This window comes from Paraburkholderia sp. BL9I2N2 (genome assembly GCF_004339745.1).
GTDB lineage: Bacteria > Pseudomonadota > Gammaproteobacteria > Burkholderiales > Burkholderiaceae > Paraburkholderia.
Genome location: NZ_SMGP01000001.1, coordinates 4,266,886 through 4,286,586 on the forward strand (window position 1 = coordinate 4,266,886; position 19,701 = coordinate 4,286,586).

General features: G+C 62.0%; 16 protein-coding genes and 1 tRNA gene. 7 read left to right on the top strand and 10 right to left on the bottom strand.

Annotated elements, in window-relative coordinates; genetic code table 11:
* The first annotated feature begins 177 nt into the window (after positions 1 to 177).
* The 3 genes from dprA (at position 178) to B0G74_RS19535 (ending at position 4,826) form a co-directional block, all read left to right on the top strand.
* A complete protein-coding gene (gene dprA, locus B0G74_RS19525) occupies positions 178 to 1,455 on the top strand; it encodes a DNA-processing protein DprA (protein WP_132376424.1) in 1,278 nt (425 codons plus the stop codon).
* An 89-nt stretch (positions 1,456 to 1,544) separates the two neighbouring features.
* Positions 1,545 to 1,922, top strand: coding sequence for a thioredoxin family protein (locus B0G74_RS19530; protein WP_132377009.1), 378 nt, complete (start codon positions 1,545 to 1,547; stop codon positions 1,920 to 1,922).
* A gap of 249 nt (positions 1,923 to 2,171) precedes the next feature.
* A complete protein-coding gene (locus B0G74_RS19535) occupies positions 2,172 to 4,826 on the top strand; it encodes a DNA topoisomerase III (protein WP_132376425.1) in 2,655 nt (884 codons plus the stop codon).
* A gap of 153 nt (positions 4,827 to 4,979) precedes the next feature.
* On the opposite strand, the gene B0G74_RS19540 is transcribed toward B0G74_RS19535, so the two are convergent.
* Complete coding sequence (locus B0G74_RS19540; protein ID WP_132376426.1) at positions 4,980 to 6,083, bottom strand: LysR family transcriptional regulator; 1,104 nt, start codon at positions 6,081 to 6,083, stop codon at positions 4,980 to 4,982.
* A gap of 342 nt (positions 6,084 to 6,425) precedes the next feature.
* A complete protein-coding gene (locus B0G74_RS19545; protein WP_132376427.1) occupies positions 6,426 to 8,282 on the bottom strand; it encodes a phosphoenolpyruvate carboxykinase (GTP) in 1,857 nt (618 codons plus the stop codon).
* Between the two features lie 377 nt (positions 8,283 to 8,659).
* Between B0G74_RS19545 and B0G74_RS19550 the strand changes: the two genes are divergently transcribed.
* The gene (locus tag B0G74_RS19550; protein ID WP_132376428.1) at positions 8,660 to 9,673 is read left to right on the top strand and encodes a D-2-hydroxyacid dehydrogenase family protein; all 1,014 of its coding nucleotides are present in this window, start codon (positions 8,660 to 8,662) and stop codon (positions 9,671 to 9,673) included.
* Positions 9,674 to 9,762: 89 nt separating this feature from the next.
* On the opposite strand, the gene B0G74_RS19555 is transcribed toward B0G74_RS19550, so the two are convergent.
* The gene (locus B0G74_RS19555; RefSeq protein WP_132376429.1) at positions 9,763 to 10,641 is read right to left on the bottom strand and encodes a patatin-like phospholipase family protein; all 879 of its coding nucleotides are present in this window, start codon (positions 10,639 to 10,641) and stop codon (positions 9,763 to 9,765) included.
* A gap of 36 nt (positions 10,642 to 10,677) precedes the next feature.
* Positions 10,678 to 11,082, bottom strand: coding sequence for a PaaI family thioesterase (locus tag B0G74_RS19560; protein WP_132376430.1), 405 nt, complete (start codon positions 11,080 to 11,082; stop codon positions 10,678 to 10,680).
* Between the two features lie 203 nt (positions 11,083 to 11,285).
* On the opposite strand from B0G74_RS19560, the gene B0G74_RS19565 reads away from it, so the two are divergent.
* From B0G74_RS19565 to B0G74_RS19575, 3 genes are all read left to right on the top strand, one after another.
* Positions 11,286 to 11,361, top strand: a tRNA-Lys gene (locus B0G74_RS19565).
* Positions 11,362 to 11,532: 171 nt separating this feature from the next.
* Entirely contained in the window at positions 11,533 to 13,398 is a 1,866-nt protein-coding gene (locus B0G74_RS19570) for a glycosyltransferase 87 family protein (RefSeq protein ID WP_132376431.1), read from the top strand.
* Positions 13,399 to 13,523: 125 nt separating this feature from the next.
* Complete coding sequence (locus tag B0G74_RS19575; protein ID WP_132376432.1) at positions 13,524 to 14,111, top strand: LysE family translocator; 588 nt, start codon at positions 13,524 to 13,526, stop codon at positions 14,109 to 14,111.
* Between the two features lie 22 nt (positions 14,112 to 14,133).
* Here the strand turns inward: B0G74_RS19575 and B0G74_RS19580 are convergent, their stop codons facing one another.
* The 6 genes from B0G74_RS19580 to cadR form a co-directional block, all read right to left on the bottom strand.
* Positions 14,134 to 14,979 (bottom strand): AraC family transcriptional regulator, encoded by an 846-nt coding sequence (locus tag B0G74_RS19580; protein ID WP_132376433.1) that lies wholly within the window; start codon positions 14,977 to 14,979, stop codon positions 14,134 to 14,136.
* Between the two features lie 132 nt (positions 14,980 to 15,111).
* Positions 15,112 to 15,900 carry an ABC transporter substrate-binding protein gene (locus B0G74_RS19585; protein ID WP_132376434.1) on the bottom strand — a complete coding sequence of 263 codons (789 nt, stop codon included), beginning with the start codon at positions 15,898 to 15,900 and terminating at the stop codon, positions 15,112 to 15,114.
* 122 nt (positions 15,901 to 16,022) lie between these two features.
* Positions 16,023 to 17,177 carry a pyridoxal phosphate-dependent aminotransferase gene (locus B0G74_RS19590; protein WP_132376435.1) on the bottom strand — a complete coding sequence of 385 codons (1,155 nt, stop codon included), beginning with the start codon at positions 17,175 to 17,177 and terminating at the stop codon, positions 16,023 to 16,025.
* 300 nt (positions 17,178 to 17,477) lie between these two features.
* Entirely contained in the window at positions 17,478 to 18,881 is a 1,404-nt protein-coding gene (gene dbpA / locus B0G74_RS19595) for an ATP-dependent RNA helicase DbpA (RefSeq protein ID WP_132376436.1), read from the bottom strand.
* A gap of 55 nt (positions 18,882 to 18,936) precedes the next feature.
* A complete protein-coding gene (locus B0G74_RS19600; RefSeq protein WP_132376437.1) occupies positions 18,937 to 19,137 on the bottom strand; it encodes a hypothetical protein in 201 nt (66 codons plus the stop codon).
* A 102-nt stretch (positions 19,138 to 19,239) separates the two neighbouring features.
* A complete protein-coding gene (gene cadR, locus B0G74_RS19605; RefSeq protein ID WP_132376438.1) occupies positions 19,240 to 19,671 on the bottom strand; it encodes a Cd(II)/Pb(II)-responsive transcriptional regulator in 432 nt (143 codons plus the stop codon).
* Between the last annotated feature and the right edge of the window lie 30 nt (positions 19,672 to 19,701).

Below are 19,701 nucleotides of genomic sequence, written 5' to 3' on the forward strand. Positions count from 1 at the left end.
GTGAGCCCGTCGCGTTACGCACAGGATAGATGGTGTCGAACCGGTTCGATTCAACGCGCCTCGTGCGCCAAACGACGAGCCCGCGCGGGTGGGCGCGGCGCCGCAGTTATTTCGGATGATGAAAATTTTAGCATGGCGCCCGCCTGCCCGCTGGCCCTGCAGGAGGATCGACACGTAATGCACACCTTGCCCGCAACCGAAATTGAACTCGCCGCATGGCTGCGGCTTGCGCTCGCGCCGGGGCTGAAACCGGCTGCGCTGCGCCTACTGCTGGGCGCGTTTGGATTGCCGAAAGCGATTTTCGATCAAACGCCCGAGGCGCTCGCCGAGATTGCCGGTGAAGCCGCGGCACGCGCGGCGCTGGCGCCGACGGGCCCCGAATTCGAGGCCCAGCTGGACGCGGTGATCGCGTGGCGCGAGCAACCCGGCAATCAGGTCGTGACGCTCGACGACCCCGCTTACCCGCCGGCGCTGCTGACCATGCCCGATCCGCCACCGCTGCTATATATAAAGGGCCGGTTGAAACTGTTGCATACACGAGCAGTCGCCCTCGTGGGAAGCCGCAGCGCTACACCGCAAGGCGTCGAAGACGCGGAGCGGTTCGCGCGCGAGCTGTCGGTGGCCGGTGTCACCGTCGTCTCAGGGCTCGCGCTCGGCATCGACGGCGCCGCGCATCGGGGCGGGTTGGAGGGCGTCGGCGGCACCGTCGCCGTGATCGGTACCGGCGCGGACCTCGTGTATCCGGCGGCGCATCACGCGCTGGCGCGCCAGATCGCGGTACAGGGCGCGATTCTCTCCGAGTGGCCGCTCGGCACGCCCGCGCGCGCGGCCAATTTCCCGCAGCGTAACCGTCTGATCGCCGGGCTCGTCAGCGGCGTGGTGATCGTCGAAGCAGCGATGCGCTCCGGTTCGCTGATCACGGCGCGGCTCGCCAATGAGATGGGACGCGATATCTTCGCGCTGCCCGGCTCGATTCACGCACCGCTGTCGCGCGGGTGTCATCGGATCATCAAGCAAGGCGCGAAGCTGGTGGAAACGCCGGATGAAGTGCTGGAGGAGCTGGGCTTTGCGCGGCGGGCAGCGCCGCGGGTGGCGTCGGGGTCGGCGCATGCCGTTCTTTGGGGCGGTGTCGATTCAACGAATACATCAGCGGTCAGCGGGACGGTAGCAGGCGAGCCCAAGTCGGCTGGAGCACAGACGGCAGAACCATCTCCGACCGAAGCAGCAGCGGCAGGTGCTGCGACGCCGGTCGCCGCGCCGCCTTGCCCACCGGTCGCCCCGGAAGCACAGCGCCTCCTCGCCGCGCTCGGTCATTCGCCCACCACGCTTGAAATTCTCGCCACCCGCACCGAGATGGAGGACGCGGCACTGCAAACCACCTTGCTGCAACTCGAACTCGCCGGCCAGGTGAGCGTGCTGCCCGGCGGCCGCTTCATGCGGACGAGCCACGGCTGACCTCGCATTGATCAGAGTTGACCACCATTCGGGATCGGCCATGCTACATTCGCGCCAAAGCACCTGACAAAAGTACGCAAGGAACCACCATGCCCGCGCTAAACCTCGACACCGACCAAGACCGGATCGCCGAGCGCGTCAACGAATCCGAGACGCTGTTCGTTGCCTGCCTGTGCGCGGAATGGTGCGGAACCTGCCGTGAGTATCGGGACGCTTTCGACAAGCTGGCCGACCGGCACCCGGAAATCTGTTTCGCATGGATCGATATAGAGACCCATGCGGACCGTTTCGAGGATCTGGATGTGGAGAATTTTCCGACCATCCTGATCGAAGACTCGGTAACGACACGATTCTTCGGCACCGTTTTGCCGCAGGCGGCGATTGTGGAACGGATGTTGTCTGATTTGACGGCCGTGCCCGGCGTCAGCGGCGCGCCGAAACTGCGGCCCGCGCTGGCTGTCGCCTGATTCAGGCTCGCCGGTTTGCGAGCCCAGCGGCCCGGGCGTTGCGAGCGGTGCACAAGGTGTTTGCCGCAGCTTGCCTGATGCCTGAGCACGCAATTATGATTTCGCGCTTTTATCGCACTTGACACGCCGGTCTCGCGCCGTGTGCTATAAAGCGGTCGTTAATGGGTCGCAAAGGTCGCAAACGAGGGTCGCGCTAACAGAAGCGCACTCACGGCCATCAACCCTGATCTACCAACCTCACATCGAGTCATGTCCAAAGCACTGATCATCGCCGAAAAGCCTTCCGTCGCGAACGACATCGCGCGCGCTTTGGGCGGCTTTACCAAGCATGACGAATACTACGAGAGCGACGACTACGTCCTTTCCTCGGCAGTCGGCCATCTGCTGGAAATTGCCGCGCCCGAAGACTATGAAGTCAAACGCGGCAAGTGGAGTTTCGCCAATCTGCCCGTCATTCCGCCGCACTTCGATCTCAACCCGATCGCCAAAAGCGAGTCGCGCCTGAAGGTGCTGACCAAGCTGCTCAAACGCAAAGATGTCGACCGCCTGATCAACGCATGTGACGCGGGGCGCGAGGGCGAACTGATTTTCCGACTGATCGCGCAGCACGCGAAAGCCAAGCAGCCGGTGCAGCGCCTGTGGCTGCAATCCATGACGGCGGGCGCAATCCGCGACGGCTTCGCCCGTCTGCGCAGCGACGAAGAGATGCAGCCGCTCGCGGATGCGGCACGCTGCCGCTCGGAAGCGGACTGGCTGGTCGGCATCAACGGCACGCGTGCCATGACCGCGTTCAACAGCAAGGGCGGCGGCTTCTTCCTGACTACGGTCGGGCGGGTGCAAACGCCGACGCTGTCGATCGTGGTCGAGCGCGAAGAGAAGATTCGCCGCTTCGTGCCGCGCGATTATTGGGAAGTGAAAGCGGAGTTCGTCTGCTCGGCCGGCTTCTACGAAGGCCGCTGGTTCGATCCGAAATTCAAGCGCGACGAGTTCGATCCGGAAAAACGCGATTCGCGTCTGTGGGCGCTGCCCGCGGCTGAGACGATCGTCGCCGCCTGCCGTGGCCAGATCGGCACGGTGACCGAGGAATCGAAGCCGTCCACGCAACTCTCGCCGGCCCTGTTCGACCTGACCAGCTTGCAGCGCGAGGCCAACGGCCGCTTCGGCTTCTCGGCGAAGAACACTTTGGGCCTCGCCCAGGCGCTGTACGAAAAGCACAAGGTGCTGACCTATCCCCGTACCGACGCGCGCGCGCTGCCGGAAGACTATATGGATACGGTCAAAGAGACGCTCGGCATGCTCAAGGAGAGCAACAACTATCTGCCGTTCGCCAAGCAGGTGCTCGACAAGGGCTGGGTGAAGCCGAACAAGCGCATCTTCGATAACTCGAAGATCAGCGACCACTTCGCAATCATCCCGACGCTGCAAGCACCGAAGAATCTGTCCGAACCGGAACAGAAGCTCTACGACCTCGTCGTGAAGCGCTTCCTCGCGGTGTTTTTCCCGGCTGCCGAATTCAAGGTGACGACACGCATCACGGAAGTGGTCGGGCATCACTTCAAGACCGAAGGCAAGGTGCTGGTCGAACCGGGCTGGTTGCAGGTTTATGGCCGCGAGATCAGCGGCGAAGACGCCAACCTCGTGCCGGTGCAAAAAGACGAGAAGGTCAAGACGGACAAGATCGCCGCCCAGCAACTGGTGACGAAACCGCCCGCACGCTACAACGAAGCCACCTTGCTGTCGGCCATGGAAGGCGCGGGCAAGCTCGTCGAAGACGACGAACTGCGCGAAGCCATGGCGGCGAAGGGGCTCGGCACGCCGGCCACGCGTGCGGCGATCATCGAAGGTTTGCTGGGTGAAAAGTATCTGATTCGCGAAGGCCGCGATCTGATTCCGACCGCCAAGGCTTTCCAGCTCATGACGCTGTTGCGCGGCCTCGGTGTGAAGGAACTGACGGCGCCGGAATTGACCGGTGAGTGGGAGTACAAGCTGTCGCAAATGGAACGCGGCAATCTGCCGCGTGACGCGTTCATGCAGGAAATCGCCCGCATGACGCAGACCATCGTCAAGCGCGCGAAAGAGTACGATTCCGACACGATCCCGGGTGATTACGCGACGTTGCAGACGCCATGTCCGAATTGCGGCGGTCAGGTGAAGGAAAACTACCGGCGCTTTGCCTGCTCGAAATGCGAGTTCTCGATCTCGAAAATTCCGGGTGGACGTCAGTTCGAAATCCCGGAAGTCGAAGAGCTGCTGCAGAACAAGACGATCGGGCCGCTGTCGGGCTTCCGCAGCAAGATGGGCCGGCCGTTCTCGGCAATCCTGAAGCTCTCACTCGACGACGAAATCAAGAACTACAAACTCGAATTCGACTTCGGCCAGGATGCGGGCGGCGAAGACGGCGAACCGCCTGACTTCTCCGATCAGCAACCGGTGGGCGCGTGCCCGAAGTGCAAGGGCCGCGTGTTCGAGCACGGCATGAGCTACGTCTGCGAGAACTCGGTCGCCAATCCGAAGACTTGCGATTTCCGTTCGGGCAAGGTGATCCTGCAGCAGGAAATCGCCCGTGAACAGATGGCCAAGCTGCTCGAAGAAGGCCGCACGGATCTGCTGACGAACTTCAAGTCGTCGCGTACCGGCCGTAACTTCAAGGCGTTCCTCGTCAAGCAGAACGACGGCAAGATCGGCTTCGAGTTCGAGAAGAAGGAGCCGTCGGCAAAGACTGCCGCGAAGACCGCGGCGGCCAAGGCGGCGGCCAACACAGCGTCGGAATCGGAGTCCGAGGACGGTGAAACGCCGGTGGCGGTAAAGGCCGCGCCGGCAGCCAAGAAGGCCGCAGCGAAAAAAGCACCGGCGGCCAAGAAAGCCCCCGCCAAGAAGGCGGTGGCGCGTAAAACCGGCTCGTAATTCGAACCGGCGGCCGGAAGAAGATTCTCTTCCGGCTCGCTTCATCTGGACTTGCCATGAAAAAAGGCGCGGTCACATCACGTGACCGCGCCTTTTTGTTTGTCCGCCGGCAAGCGCCTACCGGCGGCCTTCCCGGCTTGATCGATCCAATACTTACAGCGGCGACAAGGCCGTAGGCCGAGTACGAGGCGTCGTCTTGGCCAGCGTCTTCGGCAGCGGCGATAACTCGCTGTCCAGCAGGCGTGAGAGCGGCTCAGCGCCGTCGAATGCTTCCGGCGGCATCGAATCCGCGGAATCGAGCGCCGTCGTCGTGGCGGCCCGGCCGAGGCCGTCCTCCTTGATCCACTGTTCACCCAGCAGGCTGTTCGGCGTCTGGCTGAAATGCTCGACCAGATGGTCGATGAACGTGCGCACTTTTGCCGGCAAGTGACGGCGGCTCGGATACGCGATGTTGATCTCGACCTGCGGCAACCGGTAATCGCCGAGCAGGCGTACGAGCCTGCCGCGCGTCATGTCACGGCCGATCAGATAGCTCGGCAGAATCGCGATGCCCATGCCGAGCAGCGCAAACTGACGCAGCATTTCCGTGTTGTTCGCAACGATCACGTTCGACGGACGCACGCGCACTTCGCCTTCCGGCCCGGTGAACACACGCTCGTCGCCCCAATATTCGGAGGGCAGGCTCAGGCACGGATGCTCGAGCAAATGCTCCGGACGCGTGGGCATGCCGTGCTTTTCCAGATACGCCGGCGTGGCGCACACCGTCATGCAACCCGTGGTGAGACGCCGCGTGACAATGCTCGCGCTGCGCATTTGCCGCGCGATCACCACGCCCACATCGAAGCCTTCTTCGACAAGATCGACCTGGCGGTCGACCAGCGTGACGTCGGGGATGACTTTCGGATAGCGCTCCGCGTACGTCTGGAGCACGGGTGCCAGATTGTGCAGCCCGAACACGACCGGTGCGACGATCCGCAACGTGCCGACGGGCTCGTGATTGCGCGCGACCACCATCTGCTCGACGTCTTCCAGTTCGTCGAGAATCTGGCGCGCGCGCTCGAGATAAACCTGGCCTGATTCGGTCAGAGACAGGCTGCGGGTGGTGCGATTGAGCAGTCGCGTACCTAGACGGCCTTCGAGGTCGGCAACGTGACGGGTGGCAACTGCGTTGGAAATATCCATCGCGCTCGCAGCGCGGGCAAAACTGCCGAGATCCGCCACTCTGACGAAAACTCGCATCGACTGCAAATGATCCATAAGACAACTCCTGCCGTGTTACTGCTTCCTGACAATTAGTGAAAACCAGTGAAGCGAACTTGGAATTCTCCTACGACTCGCGAAATCGTGCAGAAGTTGCCCGCGAAAGCGGAAATATTGTCGATATTTGTGCGACTGTGTTCACCAATGTGGGGCGTGATCATCGATTGTTCCTTGAACGGAAACAATCTGCTGCAGTGCAGCTTGAACTGTCATTTTTGTTCGAACAGACGCAACGGCCGCTCCGGCATTGCGAAATCAGAAAAAATCGCAGTGCGACAGTGGACCGCAAAGAAAAAACCGCCCGAAGGCGGTTTTCGTGCGAAGTGAATACTCACCTGATCACGCGGCAAGTTTCCCTTCGAGCGCGCGTTTGGCCTCCGTTAGCGCCGGCGGCAGGCCTTGCTGCAATGTGTCAAACAGCTCGGCGTGCAGCGCGAGTTCCGCGCGCCAGGCTGCGTCGTCGACGGAAATGACCTGCTCGAACTGTTCGCGGCTGAAATTCAGCCCGCTCCAGTCGATGTCCTCGTAGTGCGGCGACACGCCGAAAGCATGTTCCTCACCTTGAGCCGAGCCTTCGATCCGGCCGACCATCCAGCTCAACACCCGCATGTTCTCGCCGAAGCCCGGCCAGACGAATTTGCCGTCCGCGCCCTTGCGGAACCAGTTGACGCAGAAGATTTTCGGCAGCTTCGCGTTCAGTTCCTCCAGACGCTCGCCGGTCTTCAGCCAGTGACCGAAATAGTCGCTCATGTTGTAGCCGCAGAACGGCAGCATCGCGAACGGATCGCGGCGCACCACGCCCTGCTGGCCGGCCGCGGCGGCAGTCGTTTCGGAACCCATGGTCGCCGCCATGTAGACGCCTTCCACCCAGTTGCGCGCCTCGGTGACGAGCGGCACGGTGGTGGAGCGGCGCCCGCCGAAGATGAACGCGTCGATCGCGACGCCCGCCGGATTTTCCCAGTCGGGGTCGATGGACGGACATTGCGAGGCCGGCGCCGTAAAGCGCGCGTTCGGGTGCGCCGCCTTGCGACCGCTTTCCTTCGCGCCGGCCGGCGTCCAGTCCTTGCCTTGCCAGTCGATCAGATGCGCGGGCGCTTCGTCGGTCATGCCTTCCCACCAGACGTCGCCGTCGTCGGTGAGCGCGACGTTCGTGAAGATCACGTTTTCCTTCAACGTGGCCATCGCGTTGAAGTTGGTTTTTTCGCTCGTGCCCGGCGCCACGCCGAAGTAGCCGGCTTCCGGGTTGATCGCGTACAGGCGCCCGTCCTTGCCCGGTTTGATCCACGCGATATCGTCGCCGATCGTGGAGATTTTCCAGCCGTTCAGGCCTTCCGGCGGGATCAGCATCGCGAAGTTGGTCTTGCCGCACGCCGACGGAAACGCCGCCGCGACATGATGCTTGCGCCCTTCCGGCGAGGTCACGCCGAGAATCAGCATGTGCTCGGCGAGCCAGCCTTCGTCGCGGCCCATGGTCGAGGCGATGCGCAGCGCGAAGCACTTCTTGCCCAGCAGCGCATTGCCGCCGTACCCCGAGCCGTAGCTCCAGATTTCCCGCGATTCAGGGAAGTGGACGATGTATTTGGTTTCGTTGCATGGCCACGGCACGTCTTTCGCGCCGGCCGCGAGCGGCGCGCCGACCGAATGGACGCACGGCACGAACTCGCCGTCTTCGCCGAGCACGTCGTAAACCTTGCGGCCCATGCGCGTCATGATGCGCATGTTGGTGACCACGTACGGGCTGTCGCTCAATTCGACGCCGATATGCGCGATCGGCGAACCGAGAGGGCCCATCGAAAACGGCACCACGTACATGGTGCGGCCGCGCATCGCGCCTTCGAACAGGCCGTCGAGCGTCGAGCGCATTTCGGCCGGCGCGATCCAGTTATTGGTGGGACCCGCGTCTTCGCGGCGCTGCGAGCAGATGAAGGTGCGGTCTTCGACGCGCGCCACATCGGACGGATCGGACCATGCGAGATAAGAATTGGGACGTTTGGCGGGATTGAGTTTCTTGAGCGTGCCTGCTTCGACCATCTGCGCGCAAAGCCGGTCGTATTCCTCCTGCGAACCGTCGCACCAGACGATCCTGTCCGGCTTGGTCTTCGCGGCAACGCGCTGGACCCAGTCGAGCAGCTTTCGGTGTTTGACCCACGCGGGCGCCTCGATATTGGGCTGTCCTTCGAATGAGGGGTGGTTCATCGACTTGTCTCCGTTTTGAAAAAGCAATAGAAAAACGGTACAAGCCCAGAGACGCTGCATGCGAGAGGCATTCAATTCTTCACGCCAGGTTCCTGCTACCCGACGCACAATTGTGCAGGTCGTTCCGGGCTACACAGCCTGTTGAGCGGAGACGCCAGCCGACGGGCTTCTGCAACCGTCTGTAAAGCGGCTTGCCTCAACACGCAACAAACTGTTAAAAACGATGTCAATCCGCCTTGCCGTGGCGCTGCCATTCTGTGCGGTAGCTACTACGGTAAGGCATTCAGCCAGACCGGCATGTGACCTAGGTCACATGGTGGGACAGTCAGCATAACACTCCGTTCCGCACCAGCAAGGTGCGTCGCAAGACACATACCATGAAGATTGCCATCCTCGACGATTACCAGGACGCCGTTCGCAAGCTCGACTGCTTTCAATTGCTGGCCGACCATGAGGTCAAGGTTTTCAACAACACCGTCCGCGGTCTCGGCCAGTTGGCAAGCCGTCTTTCCGAAGTCGACGCCCTCGTCCTGATTCGCGAACGCACCCGCATCAGCTCACAACTCCTCGATAAATTGCCGCGTTTGCGCATGATCAGCCAGACCGGCAAGGTCTCGAGCCACATCGATCTGAACGCGTGTACCGAGCGTGGCATTGCGGTGCTGGAAGGCACCGGCTCACCGTTCGCGCCTGCCGAGTTGACGTGGGCTCTCATCATGGCGGCCCAACGGCGGATTCCGCAATACGTAGCAAACCTTAAGCAAGGAGCCTGGCAGCAGTCCGGCTTGAAGACATCGGCGCTGCCGCCGAACTTCGGTTTGGGCCAGGTATTGCGAGGCCAGACGCTGGGGATCTGGGGTTACGGCAAGATCGGCCGGCTGGTGGCCGGTTATGGCAAGGCGTTCGGCATGAACGTGCTGATCTGGGGCCGCGAGCATTCGCGCGAAGCCGCTCGCGCTGATGGTTTCGGCGTGGCGGAGAGCCGCGAGGCACTGTTCGAGCAAAGCGACGTGCTGTCGCTGCACTTGCGCATGCACGACGACACGCGCGGCATCGTCAAACAGGAAGACCTGATGCGGATGAAGCCGACCGCGCTGCTCGTGAACACGAGCCGGGCCGAACTGCTCGACGAAAACGCGCTGGTGAACGCGCTTTCGCACAACCGTCCGGGCATGGTCGCGATCGACGTCTACGAAAGCGAGCCGATTCTGCAGGGCTACAGCTTGTTGCGCATGGAAAACGTGATCTGCACGCCGCACATCGGCTATGTGGAACGCGAAAGCTACGAGCAATATTTCACCGCGGCATTCAAGAATATTCTGGCCTTCGACGCTGGCGAAACGGCCAGCGTGGCAAATCCGGAAGCTTTGCAGGGCGGCCGCCGGCGTTAAAAACGCCAGGGCTTCGCGGCGCGCGGAGCGCCGAGCGGATTCGTGCGGCGCAGTTGTCGCCGTTTGGATCCGCGCCGCCGCCACTCAACTCATCGCGCGGCTTCGTGCGCACCGGCTTCCAGCAGATCGGGCATGCGTTCCAGGAAAGTCTCACCGTCGACGCGGCCGAGGTTGTACGCGTGCACCATCTGCGAAGGGCTCGTGTAATCCCAACTCGAAATCGGCACTTTGCGCGACGGCTGCACATAAAGCCGTTGCTGTACACCGTGCGGCACGACGAACATCTGCGGCCGCGGATAGAGGCGCGTGACCATCACCAGCACGTTGCCCGGCGCCTCGGCATCGAGCGCGCCGACCGGCACGTTATCGACCATTCCGCCATCCAGCACCGGCCGGCCGTTGCGCCGCAGAACCGGCGTGAAAGGCGGCGTACTCGACGATTGCAGGATCAGATCCGCCAGATCCTCAACGCTCGCGCAATCCTGCGCGCGCACGAATTCCGGGTGAAAGCCGAGCGTCTGACCGAGCGTCGGATGCAGCGTCTTGCGCACGTATTTTTCGATGTTGTACGCGATCAAGCCAGCGGCAACCGCGCTACGCGCGCCGAGCCAGCGCGGCAGATGCGATACGCCGATGCGGATTTCCGGCGCGTCGGCGAGCGTCGAAAACTTCTCGCCGTAGATGTCGAGCAGCGCCTGACGGTAGATGCGGTAATGCGGAAACACCGACTCGCCGCGCAGCAAATTGCCCCAGTAGGCGTTGCGGGTGTTGTGGCGCAGCGCGTCTTCGTAATAGCGCATGACCCAGTCGGAATCGCGCGTGTAGAGCATGCACGCGGTGGCGGCGCCGGCCGAAATGCCGGTGATGACGCGCGGCCGGATGCGCAATTCCGGCTGGATCACGTTCCAGAAACCCGCCTGCCACCAGCAGCGATTGCCACCGCCGGCGAATACGACCTGATCGAACATCCTGGTTTTCCCTCTAATGCGGCTCTCTGGCCGGTTTTAGTCGAGCAGTGCGTAGGTGGTGGTGGCGTGGACGGCCATGTTGCCGGATTCGTCGAATAATTCGACTTCGCCGAACACCAGATTGCGGCCCATGCGCAACACGCGGGCGGTGATCAGCACGTCGCCCTTGCGCACCGCGCGCATGAAATTGATGTTGAGCGAGACGGTGGTCATCGGTTTGAAACCGCCGAGCGCGGCTGAAATGGCGACGATCATGGCCGTGTCCGCCGCGGCCATGAAGACCTGGCCGCAGATCACGCCACCCGCATGACGCAGCCCGCCCGAGAACGGCAGACGCAGCGTGGCGCCCTCGTCATCGACCTTGACCGGCGTCAGCGTGAGCGCACGGACCCATGGCGCGAGGATGCGGTCGAGCAACTCGATAATCTCTTTGTCATCCATGGCAATCCCCGGTCGAAAGCCGCGCGAGGCTTCGTGCGGCAAGGTGTCCGCGACATGATACCGGGACGATGCAGGCAGCGCCTTTTTCACGACAACGCGTCCGTCGGGGAATGCCTCGGGGCCGCGGATGCAAATATTTTTAAGAAATCTGCTAAGGGGACTTGGCAAGCCAAAAAAGTTACTGCATAATTTCGCTTCTGTTGGGGGCGTTAGCTCAGTTGGTAGAGCAGCGGACTCTTAATCCGTAGGTCGAGTGTTCGAGTCACTCACGCCCCACCAAAGATTCAAAGCAAAAAGCCCGGTCCTTGTGACCGGGCTTTTTGCGTTCTGGGCGCCAAGCAGCACTGTTTAGGCCGCCCCTTGCGCAGCCGGCTTCCGATATCGTGTCGGCTGGCATCGCCATCAACTCGATCGGCGCAAAGCTTTGGCTTCTCAAGCAACGATAAAAACATGAACACAACCGACCGTCCTGCCCGCTCCCGCTCACTCTGGCGGCGGGCTTTGTCATGGGATCTCAACGACCCTCGCCTGACAGCCGCCGCGCGCGTGTGGGTGCCGATCCTATTCGGCTTGTGGTCGCTTTTTCTCGGCCAGGACCGCAATTGGGACGGCTTCAACTACCACCAGTACAACGGCTTCGCGTTCCTGTATGACAAGCTGCATACCGACTTCGCGGCGGCCGGTATGCAGACCTACTTCAATCCGATGCTCGATGTCTTCTACTACGCGTTGAATCGGGCTTTTCCCGCGCTGCTGGCGGGCTTCATCATGGGCGCGCTGCACGGCCTCAATTTCGTGCTGCTGCTGTCGATCATCCGGCGAACGCTGCCGGAGCTCGCGCCCGAAGATGCGAACCGCACGCCTTTGCTGCTTGCCGCGGCGGGCATCCTGACGGCGAACTTTCTCTCCGGTTTGGGCAATTCCATGGGCGACGACACGACCACGCTATTCGTGCTCGCCTCACTGTTGCTCATCCTGCATCTGTGGGACAGGTTGACGACGTGGTCGGCTGCGGCCGCCGCGGCTCTGGTCGGCGCGGGGCTCATCGTCGGCCTGGGCATGGGACTCAAGCTGACCAATGCGCCGTTTGCTCTCGCCCTGTGCGCAGGGCTGCTGCTGTTACCGGAAAGTCCGTTCGCACGCGTGCGCGCCGCGTTCCTGTTCGGTGTTGGCGCGCTCGCCGGCTTGCTTGCTGCGAGCGGTTACTGGATGGCCGTGATGTGGCACACGTTCGGCAACCCGTTCTTTCCGCAGTTCAGCTCGATCTTCCCCAATCCGCTCACTCCGCCAAGCGGCGTCGCAGACCAATCGTGGCTGCCGAAAAGCGCGCTCGAATACGTTCTTTGGCCGTTCATATTTGCGCTCGATTCGAAGCGCGTCGGACAAGCGCGCCTGCATCAGATCATCTGGCCGATCGTGTACGTGCTGTTCTGGATGCTTGCCGCTACCCGGTTCGCGGAACTGGTGCGCAGACGGGTCCCATCGCGCCGATTGAATCTGCGAGCGGTCTACGTCATCACCTTCGTGGCGTTGGGCTACTTCCTGTGGATGATCGTTTTCAGCATCTACCGCTACGTCGTTCCGATCGAAACGCTGACTCCGCTCGTCGCGTATCTGCTGCTCAATCGGCTCTTGCCGTATCTGACCGCGCGGCGGGTGGCCGCATGGTTGCTTAGTGTCACGACGTTGGCTGTCGTGGCCGGCGGTGTCGAGACATGGGGGCACGAGCACTGGGCAAGGGCGGGCTACCGTGCCGACGTGCCCGCGCTCGACAGTCCGCAGAACACGACGGCGGTTATCGTCGGCGGGAATCCGCCTTGGGGTTGGATCGTGCAGTTCTTTCCCGCGTCGGTCGCGTTCACGCAGATCGACGGCAGCTTTCCGTTCTCTCCTCAGTTCGATCAGCACATAGCGGACATCGTGCGTTCTCGCGGTGGTCCTACATACGCGATCATCGAAGGCCGCTACAACTGGCGCGTCGACAACGTAGCGAAGATGGATCAGATCGCAGACGCTCTCGGCCTAACGGAAGGCGTGAAGGGCTGCAACGCGATGCAAGCTGCGCTTGATCGCCTGCACCTTCACGCGAGCCTGCGATGGACGCCCAACGCTACCGACAAGCGCGTGTGCCGGCTCGACATCCGGCAGGATGATGTGCGCGATGTGGCCGGCGAGAATGCCCAATTGATCGAACAGGCGCGACCCGCGTTAGAGCGGCATGGTTTCGCCATCGACGCCGGCTCCTGCACCACTTACAGAGCCTATGTCGGCCAAGGCGTCTTCCCTTATCAGTGGTGCCGCATCACCCATCGCTAAGGCGACGAGGCCCGGAATCGCAACGATACGGGCCCGCCATAGCAATTTCCTTCAATACACCACGCCCCTTCGCCCGATACCGTTGACCGTCGCAAATCCTGCGCGCATCCGTATCGAGGCATCCGATGACCGCTTTACTCTCCATGGCCGCCTTTGCGCTGGCCAGCTCGATTTCTCCGGGCCCGGTGAACATCGTCGCGCTCAGCGCCGGCGCCCAGCACGGGCTTGTCGCGAGCATGCGACATGTCACCGGCGCGACCGTCGGTTTCACCGTCCTGCTTCTGCTGATCGGCCTGGGACTGCATGAACTGCTCGCCCACTTCCCCAACCTGATCATCGTCGTCAAATGGGCGGGCGTGGGCTTCCTGCTCTATATGGCCTACAAACTCGCCGTCGACGACGGCCAACTCGGCGCCGACAAACCGGCTCGTGGACCGTCGTTCGCTTATGGCGCGGCGATGCAATGGCTCAATCCGAAAGCCTGGCTCGCGTCGCTGGCCGGCATGGGCGCCTATGCAGCCGACGGCGACGGCAGGCTCGTCTGGCAATTCACCGTCGTGTACTTCGCGATCTGTTACGTGTCGATCGCCAGTTGGGCGTATGCCGGCACGTTCCTGCGCAAATACTTGCAGCAAGCGCGGCGCGTGAGGTTTTTCAATCGTGTGATGGCAGCATTGCTCGCGGCGAGTGCGCTTTATCTGCTTGTAGCGTGAGGACGCCGCGCAGCCCACGGATTCAACTGCGATACTGCCCCGGCGTCGCCGCGACCAGCCGCTTGAAGATCCTCTGCAAATGCGCCTGGTCGGCAAAACCGGCGTCGAGCGCAACATCCGCGATCACGCGCCCGCGCCTGAGTTGCGCGCGGCTGTACTGAATACGCCGGTTGATCAGGTAAGCGTGCGGCGTCATGCCGTAGCGTTGCTTGAAAGCGCGAATCAGATGCGACGCGGACAGATCAGCCGCCTCGCAAATATCCTCCAGCTTCAGCGACCGCGTGCAGTTTTCAGCGATGAATTCGGCTGCGCGCGTGAGCTGGCGGCTCGCGTCGTGATCCGGCAAGACCGCCGGATTCAGCTTGTTTTGTACTTCGGAGAAAAAGGTGATGGCCGCGCTTTGCTTGCGCAATGTGTCGGTGTCATCGTCGACGAGAATCGCATGCAGCCGGTTTAATCCGTCGAACAATTCCGCGTCCGTGGACATGGTCTGCGAGAACGCGCGAAACGCGTGGTTCTCGCCGAAACCCAACTCGTGTTGCAGGCCCGTGAGCCATGCCACGTCGACATGCATCATGCGATATGACCAGCGCTCGTCAGCAACGGGATTGCACGCATGCACGTCGTCGGGGTTCATCATGACGACTGCGCCTGCGCCGATCCATTCACGCGCGTGGCGGTTCAGATACTCGCTACGTCCACCCGTGACGGCGCCGATCGAAAACGTTTCGTGCGAGTGTTTGGCGTAGCAGACGTCGCGACCGTCTTCAATGGAGCGCACCTCGATAAACGGCAACGTATCATCGCGCCAGAACTGCGGCGCGGAAGCGCTTTTCGCTCGAAGTGCCGCCTCCGTGATCTCGTTCATCCGCGCGTTCTCCGATGGTTGCGTCGACCTCGCCGCAGCAAGGCCTACGTATCGTAGCTGTCAAACGCACCATCAACAAGCGGACTTACGAGCAACCTGGATATCGCGGCGCGTGCGGACACGCGCGACAAATTACTTCGCCGTCACGTCGATGTTGCCAAGATATTTCGTGGCCAGCGTCTTCACCGTGCCATCGGCCTGCACCTTCGCGATCGCCGCATTCAGGCGGTCACGCAGCGCCGTATCGCCCTTGCGAATCCCGTATGCAATGCCGCTGCCGAGAATCTTGTCGTCGCGCACCGGTTCACCCACGAAGGCGTAACCACTGCCGCTCGGCTTCGATAGAAAACCTGTCTGGCCGGCCGGCGCCAGCACGAGCGTCGCGTCGAGACGGCCCGCCACGAGATCTGTATAAACCTGGTTCTGGTCCTGATACGGCACGACGCTCACGCCCGCCGATTCCCAATGCGTCTTCGCGAAGGTTTCCTGAATCGACGCCTGCAATACACCCACGCGCTTGCCCTTCAGCGAGGCCGGCGTCGGCAGCAGACCGCTGTCGCGTTTGGCGATCAACTGCGTCGGCACGCGATACACGACGGTGGTGAAATCGATCGCCTGACGGCGTTGTTCGGTCGCGTTCATCGCCGAATTGATCGCGTCGAACTTGCGGCCTTGCAGCGCGGGAATCAGCCCGTCGAACGAGGTCTCGACCCATTTGCACGTCATCTTCGCGGCGACGCAAACCGCGTTGCCGACATCGATATCCAGACCCTGCAACTCACCGTTCGGGCCTTTCGATTCGAATGGCGGATATTGCGCTTCGAGGCCGAAACGCAACGTATCGGCAGCGCTTGCACCCGACGACGCCGCGAACGATGCGAACACACAGGCCAGCGCCAAAAGAGGCTTGAGCAATTTCATAGCAGATCCCTGTCCCTTCGAATTTGTTGTCACGCCGTCCCGCGGCGCGCTGATGCGTGCCCGCGCGACGATCATACTGCGTTCAAAAATGCAGCCGTCGCGTGTTGCCGCTGCCTATCCGATCAGATCTCGCAGAGACGCCGCGCGCCTTCGATCAAGGTCGCATCGTCCTTCGAGAAGCTCAGGCGGATCAAGCCGGAGTCCGTACCGTCGGTATAAAACGCCGACAGCGGAATGGTCGCGACACGTGCGTCGCGAATCAGCCGCAGCACGAAATCGCTGTCGCTTTCCTCGGAGAAACCACGAAAACGCGCGAGCATGAAGAAGCTGCCTTCGCTCGGCAACAACTCGAAGCGCGAATCGCGCAGTGCCTCGGTGAGCAGATCGCGCTTCTTCTGATAGAACGCGGACAAGCCGAGATAGCTCTCGCGATTGGCCAATGCGTCGACAAACGCGTATTGCATCGGCGTATCGGCGGAAAACACCATGAACTGATGGACTTTGCGAATCTCGTCCATCAACGCCGCGGGCGCGAGGCAATAGCCGACGCGCCAGCCGGTTACGTGATACGACTTGCCGAACGACGAGACGATCACGCTGCGTTCCGCGAGTTCGGAATGACACGCCATGCTTTGATGCTTTGCGCCGTCGAACACCACGTGCTCGTACACCTCATCGGCGAGAATCACGATATCGGTGTTGCGCGTAATGGCCTTCAGGCGCTCGACGTCGGCTTCGCTGAAAACGGTCGCAGTCGGATTGTGCGGGGTGTTGATGATGATCATGCGGGTCTTCGGCGTGATCGCGGCAGCGACCTCGTCCCAGTTCACGCGGAAGTCGCTCAAGGACAGCTTGATCGCAACCGGCGTGGCGCCTTGCAGCCGCACGATCGGACCGTAGCTGTCGAATGAGGGCTCGAAGTAGATCACTTCATCGCCGGGATGCACCAGTGCGCTGATCGTCGAATACAGCCCTTCGCTCGCGCTGGCGATCACGGTGACTTCGCTGGCCGGGTCGTAGCGCACGCCGTACAGCGTGGCGACCTTGTCGGCGAGCGCTTCGCGCAAGGCGGCGATGCCGGCCATCGGCGCGTACTGGTTATGACCGGCGCGCATGGCTTGAGCGACGCCATCGATCAGTTTGGCGTCCGGCGCGAAATTCGGCGCGCCTTGCGACAGATTCAGCGCATCGTGCTGAGCGGCCAGCTGGCCGATCACGGTAAAAATCGTCGTGCCTACGTCAGGCAACTTCGAGCGGGCTTGCGTGGCGCTCTGCATAAGGCTTTCTCCCTTTCTCCATCCGGTAGCGAATTCATGGAACGGCCAGCTGCGCGGCGGTCCCTTCCGGTTTGGTGATTAGGCATCAGCCAAAGAACCGTCACAATCGAAACTTTGTCATGCGCGGCATGCATTTACGTCATGGCTCACGCGAAGGCGCGCCGCCACGGGCAAAGCCGGTCAGATCGGCACTTTCGGGGAAGAAACGAGGCTGCGTAAGGAACGCGGAAAACTGTGAGGTATGACGTAATGTGATGCGGCCGGACTCGAGCGGGCGCTCGCGACCGGCCTCGCCGTCTATCAGGCCTCGTCCATCAGGCGAACTTTGACCTTCTTGCCCTTCACCTTGCCGGCGCTGAGCTTGCGCAACGCTTCACGCGCGACACTGCGCTCCACCGCCACATAAGTGGACATTTCCGTCACGTTGATCTTGCCGATCTGCGAGCCGGCGAAACCCGCCTCGCCGGTCAGCGCGCCGAGCACGTCACCGGGACGGATCTTTTCCTTGCGGCCGCCGAGAATCTGCAGCGTTTCCATGGGCGGCAACAGTCGCTCATTGCTCGCCGCCGTGAGTTCGGACAGCTTGTGCCATTCGACCTCGCGCTTTTGCGCCTGTTCGAGACTGCCGACACGGCCCATCTCGTTCATGCTTGCCAGACTCAGCGCCCAGCCGTCCTGATCGGCGCGGCCCGTGCGGCCGATCCGGTGGACGTGCACTTCCGGATCCGGCGTCACGTCGACGTTGATCACGGCTTCGAGTTGCGCGATGTCGAGACCGCGCGCGGCGACGTCGGTGGCCACCAGCACCGAGCAGCTGCGGTTGGCGAATTGGATCAGCACCTGATCGCGTTCACGCTGGTCGAGTTCGCCATGCAGCGCGAGCGCATGGAAACCCTGTGCGCGCAGCACGTCGAGCAGATCGCGGCATTGCTGCTTGGTGTTGCAGAACGCCAGCGTACTCACCGGACGATAGTGATTCAGCAGCAGACCGACGGCATGCAGCCGTCCGTCTTCGGTCACTTCATAGAAGCGCTGACGAATCTTGGTGTTGTCGTGCCGCTCGGCGAGCTTCACTTCCTTCGGATTGCGCAGGAACTGCTGGCTCAGTTTGACGATGCCTTCGGGATACGTCGCCGAAAACAGCAGCGTCTGACGTTCTTTCGGGCATTGCTTCACGACGGTCGCGATATCGTCGAAGAAACCCATATCGAGCATGCGGTCCGCTTCGTCGAGCACCAGCGTATTGAGCGACTGCAGCGGCAGGCTGCCGCGCTCGAGGTGATCCATGATGCGGCCCGGCGTGCCGACCACGATGTGCGCACCGTGTTCGAGACTCGCAGTTTGCGGACGCATCGGCGTGCCGCCGCACAGCGTCAGCACCTTGATGTTTTCTTCGGCGCGCGCGAGACGGCGGATTTCCTGCGTGACCTGGTCGGCCAGTTCGCGCGTGGGGCAGAGCACCATCGCCTGCACGGCGAAGTTGCGCACGTCGAGGCGCGCCAGCAGCGCGAGCGAAAACGCCGCGGTCTTGCCGCTGCCGGTTTTCGCCTGGGCGATCAGATCGTGGCCGGCGAGCGCGATCGGCAGGCTCGCGGCCTGAATCGGCGTCATCTCGACGTAGCCGAGCTGCGTCAGGTTGGCGAGCGTCGCGGGCGGCAGCGCTAGCTGGCTGAACGGCGCGCCGGCGGTAGTGGGACTGTTCATAAGGGTGATGGCTCGCAATCGGATAAAGCGGCTAAGGCGGCAAAGGGCAAGAGACTTATTCGGCTATGGGGCCGGTGTCAGGACGGCCTTCCATCTGCTCGTACAGCACCGAGCCATCGTCGCCGTCAAAACGCTCGACGTAATTGCGCGCGCCGCACATCGGACAACGGAACAGGAGGCCCTGTCCTTCGTTCTTGATGACGACGTCCGATTGCTCCCACTGCGCCTGGCAGGACTGGTTTCTACAGGTAAACACGTTGATTCTCCAACTGGATTCGATTGCTTATCCGGCGAGCCGCACGAACGGCCCGGCCGTGAATGGGACGGTTGCTGCCAAACTGGCGACGGCTAGAGCACGTCAACCCAGATGCGTATGCCGCGCACGCGGCGCGCTCACATCCATGTCGGTGAGACCCTGCACGATGCCGCAGTCTTCCACGGCCTGTTCGCCGTGGCATTGCTCGCGCAAGGTGGTCAATTGCGCTTTCAACTGCTTCAGTTCGTCGATGCGCGTGTCGACGTGCGCAATGTGCTCGTCGATCAAGGCATTGATGCCGCCGCAGCCGTCCGCCGGTGCGTCGGTTAGACGCAGCAGCGCACGGATTTCGTCGTGGGTCATGTCGAGCGCGCGGCAATTACGGATGAAACGCAGCCGTTCGACGTGCTTCGCCGTGTAACTGCGATAATTGGCCTCGGTGCGCTCCGCTTCGGGCAACAAGCCCTCTTTTTCGTAGAAACGGATGGTTTCGGTCGTGCAATGGGCGATTTTCGCCAATTCGCCGATTTTCATGGACCCTCCGGATGGCGGCCTTGACCTTGT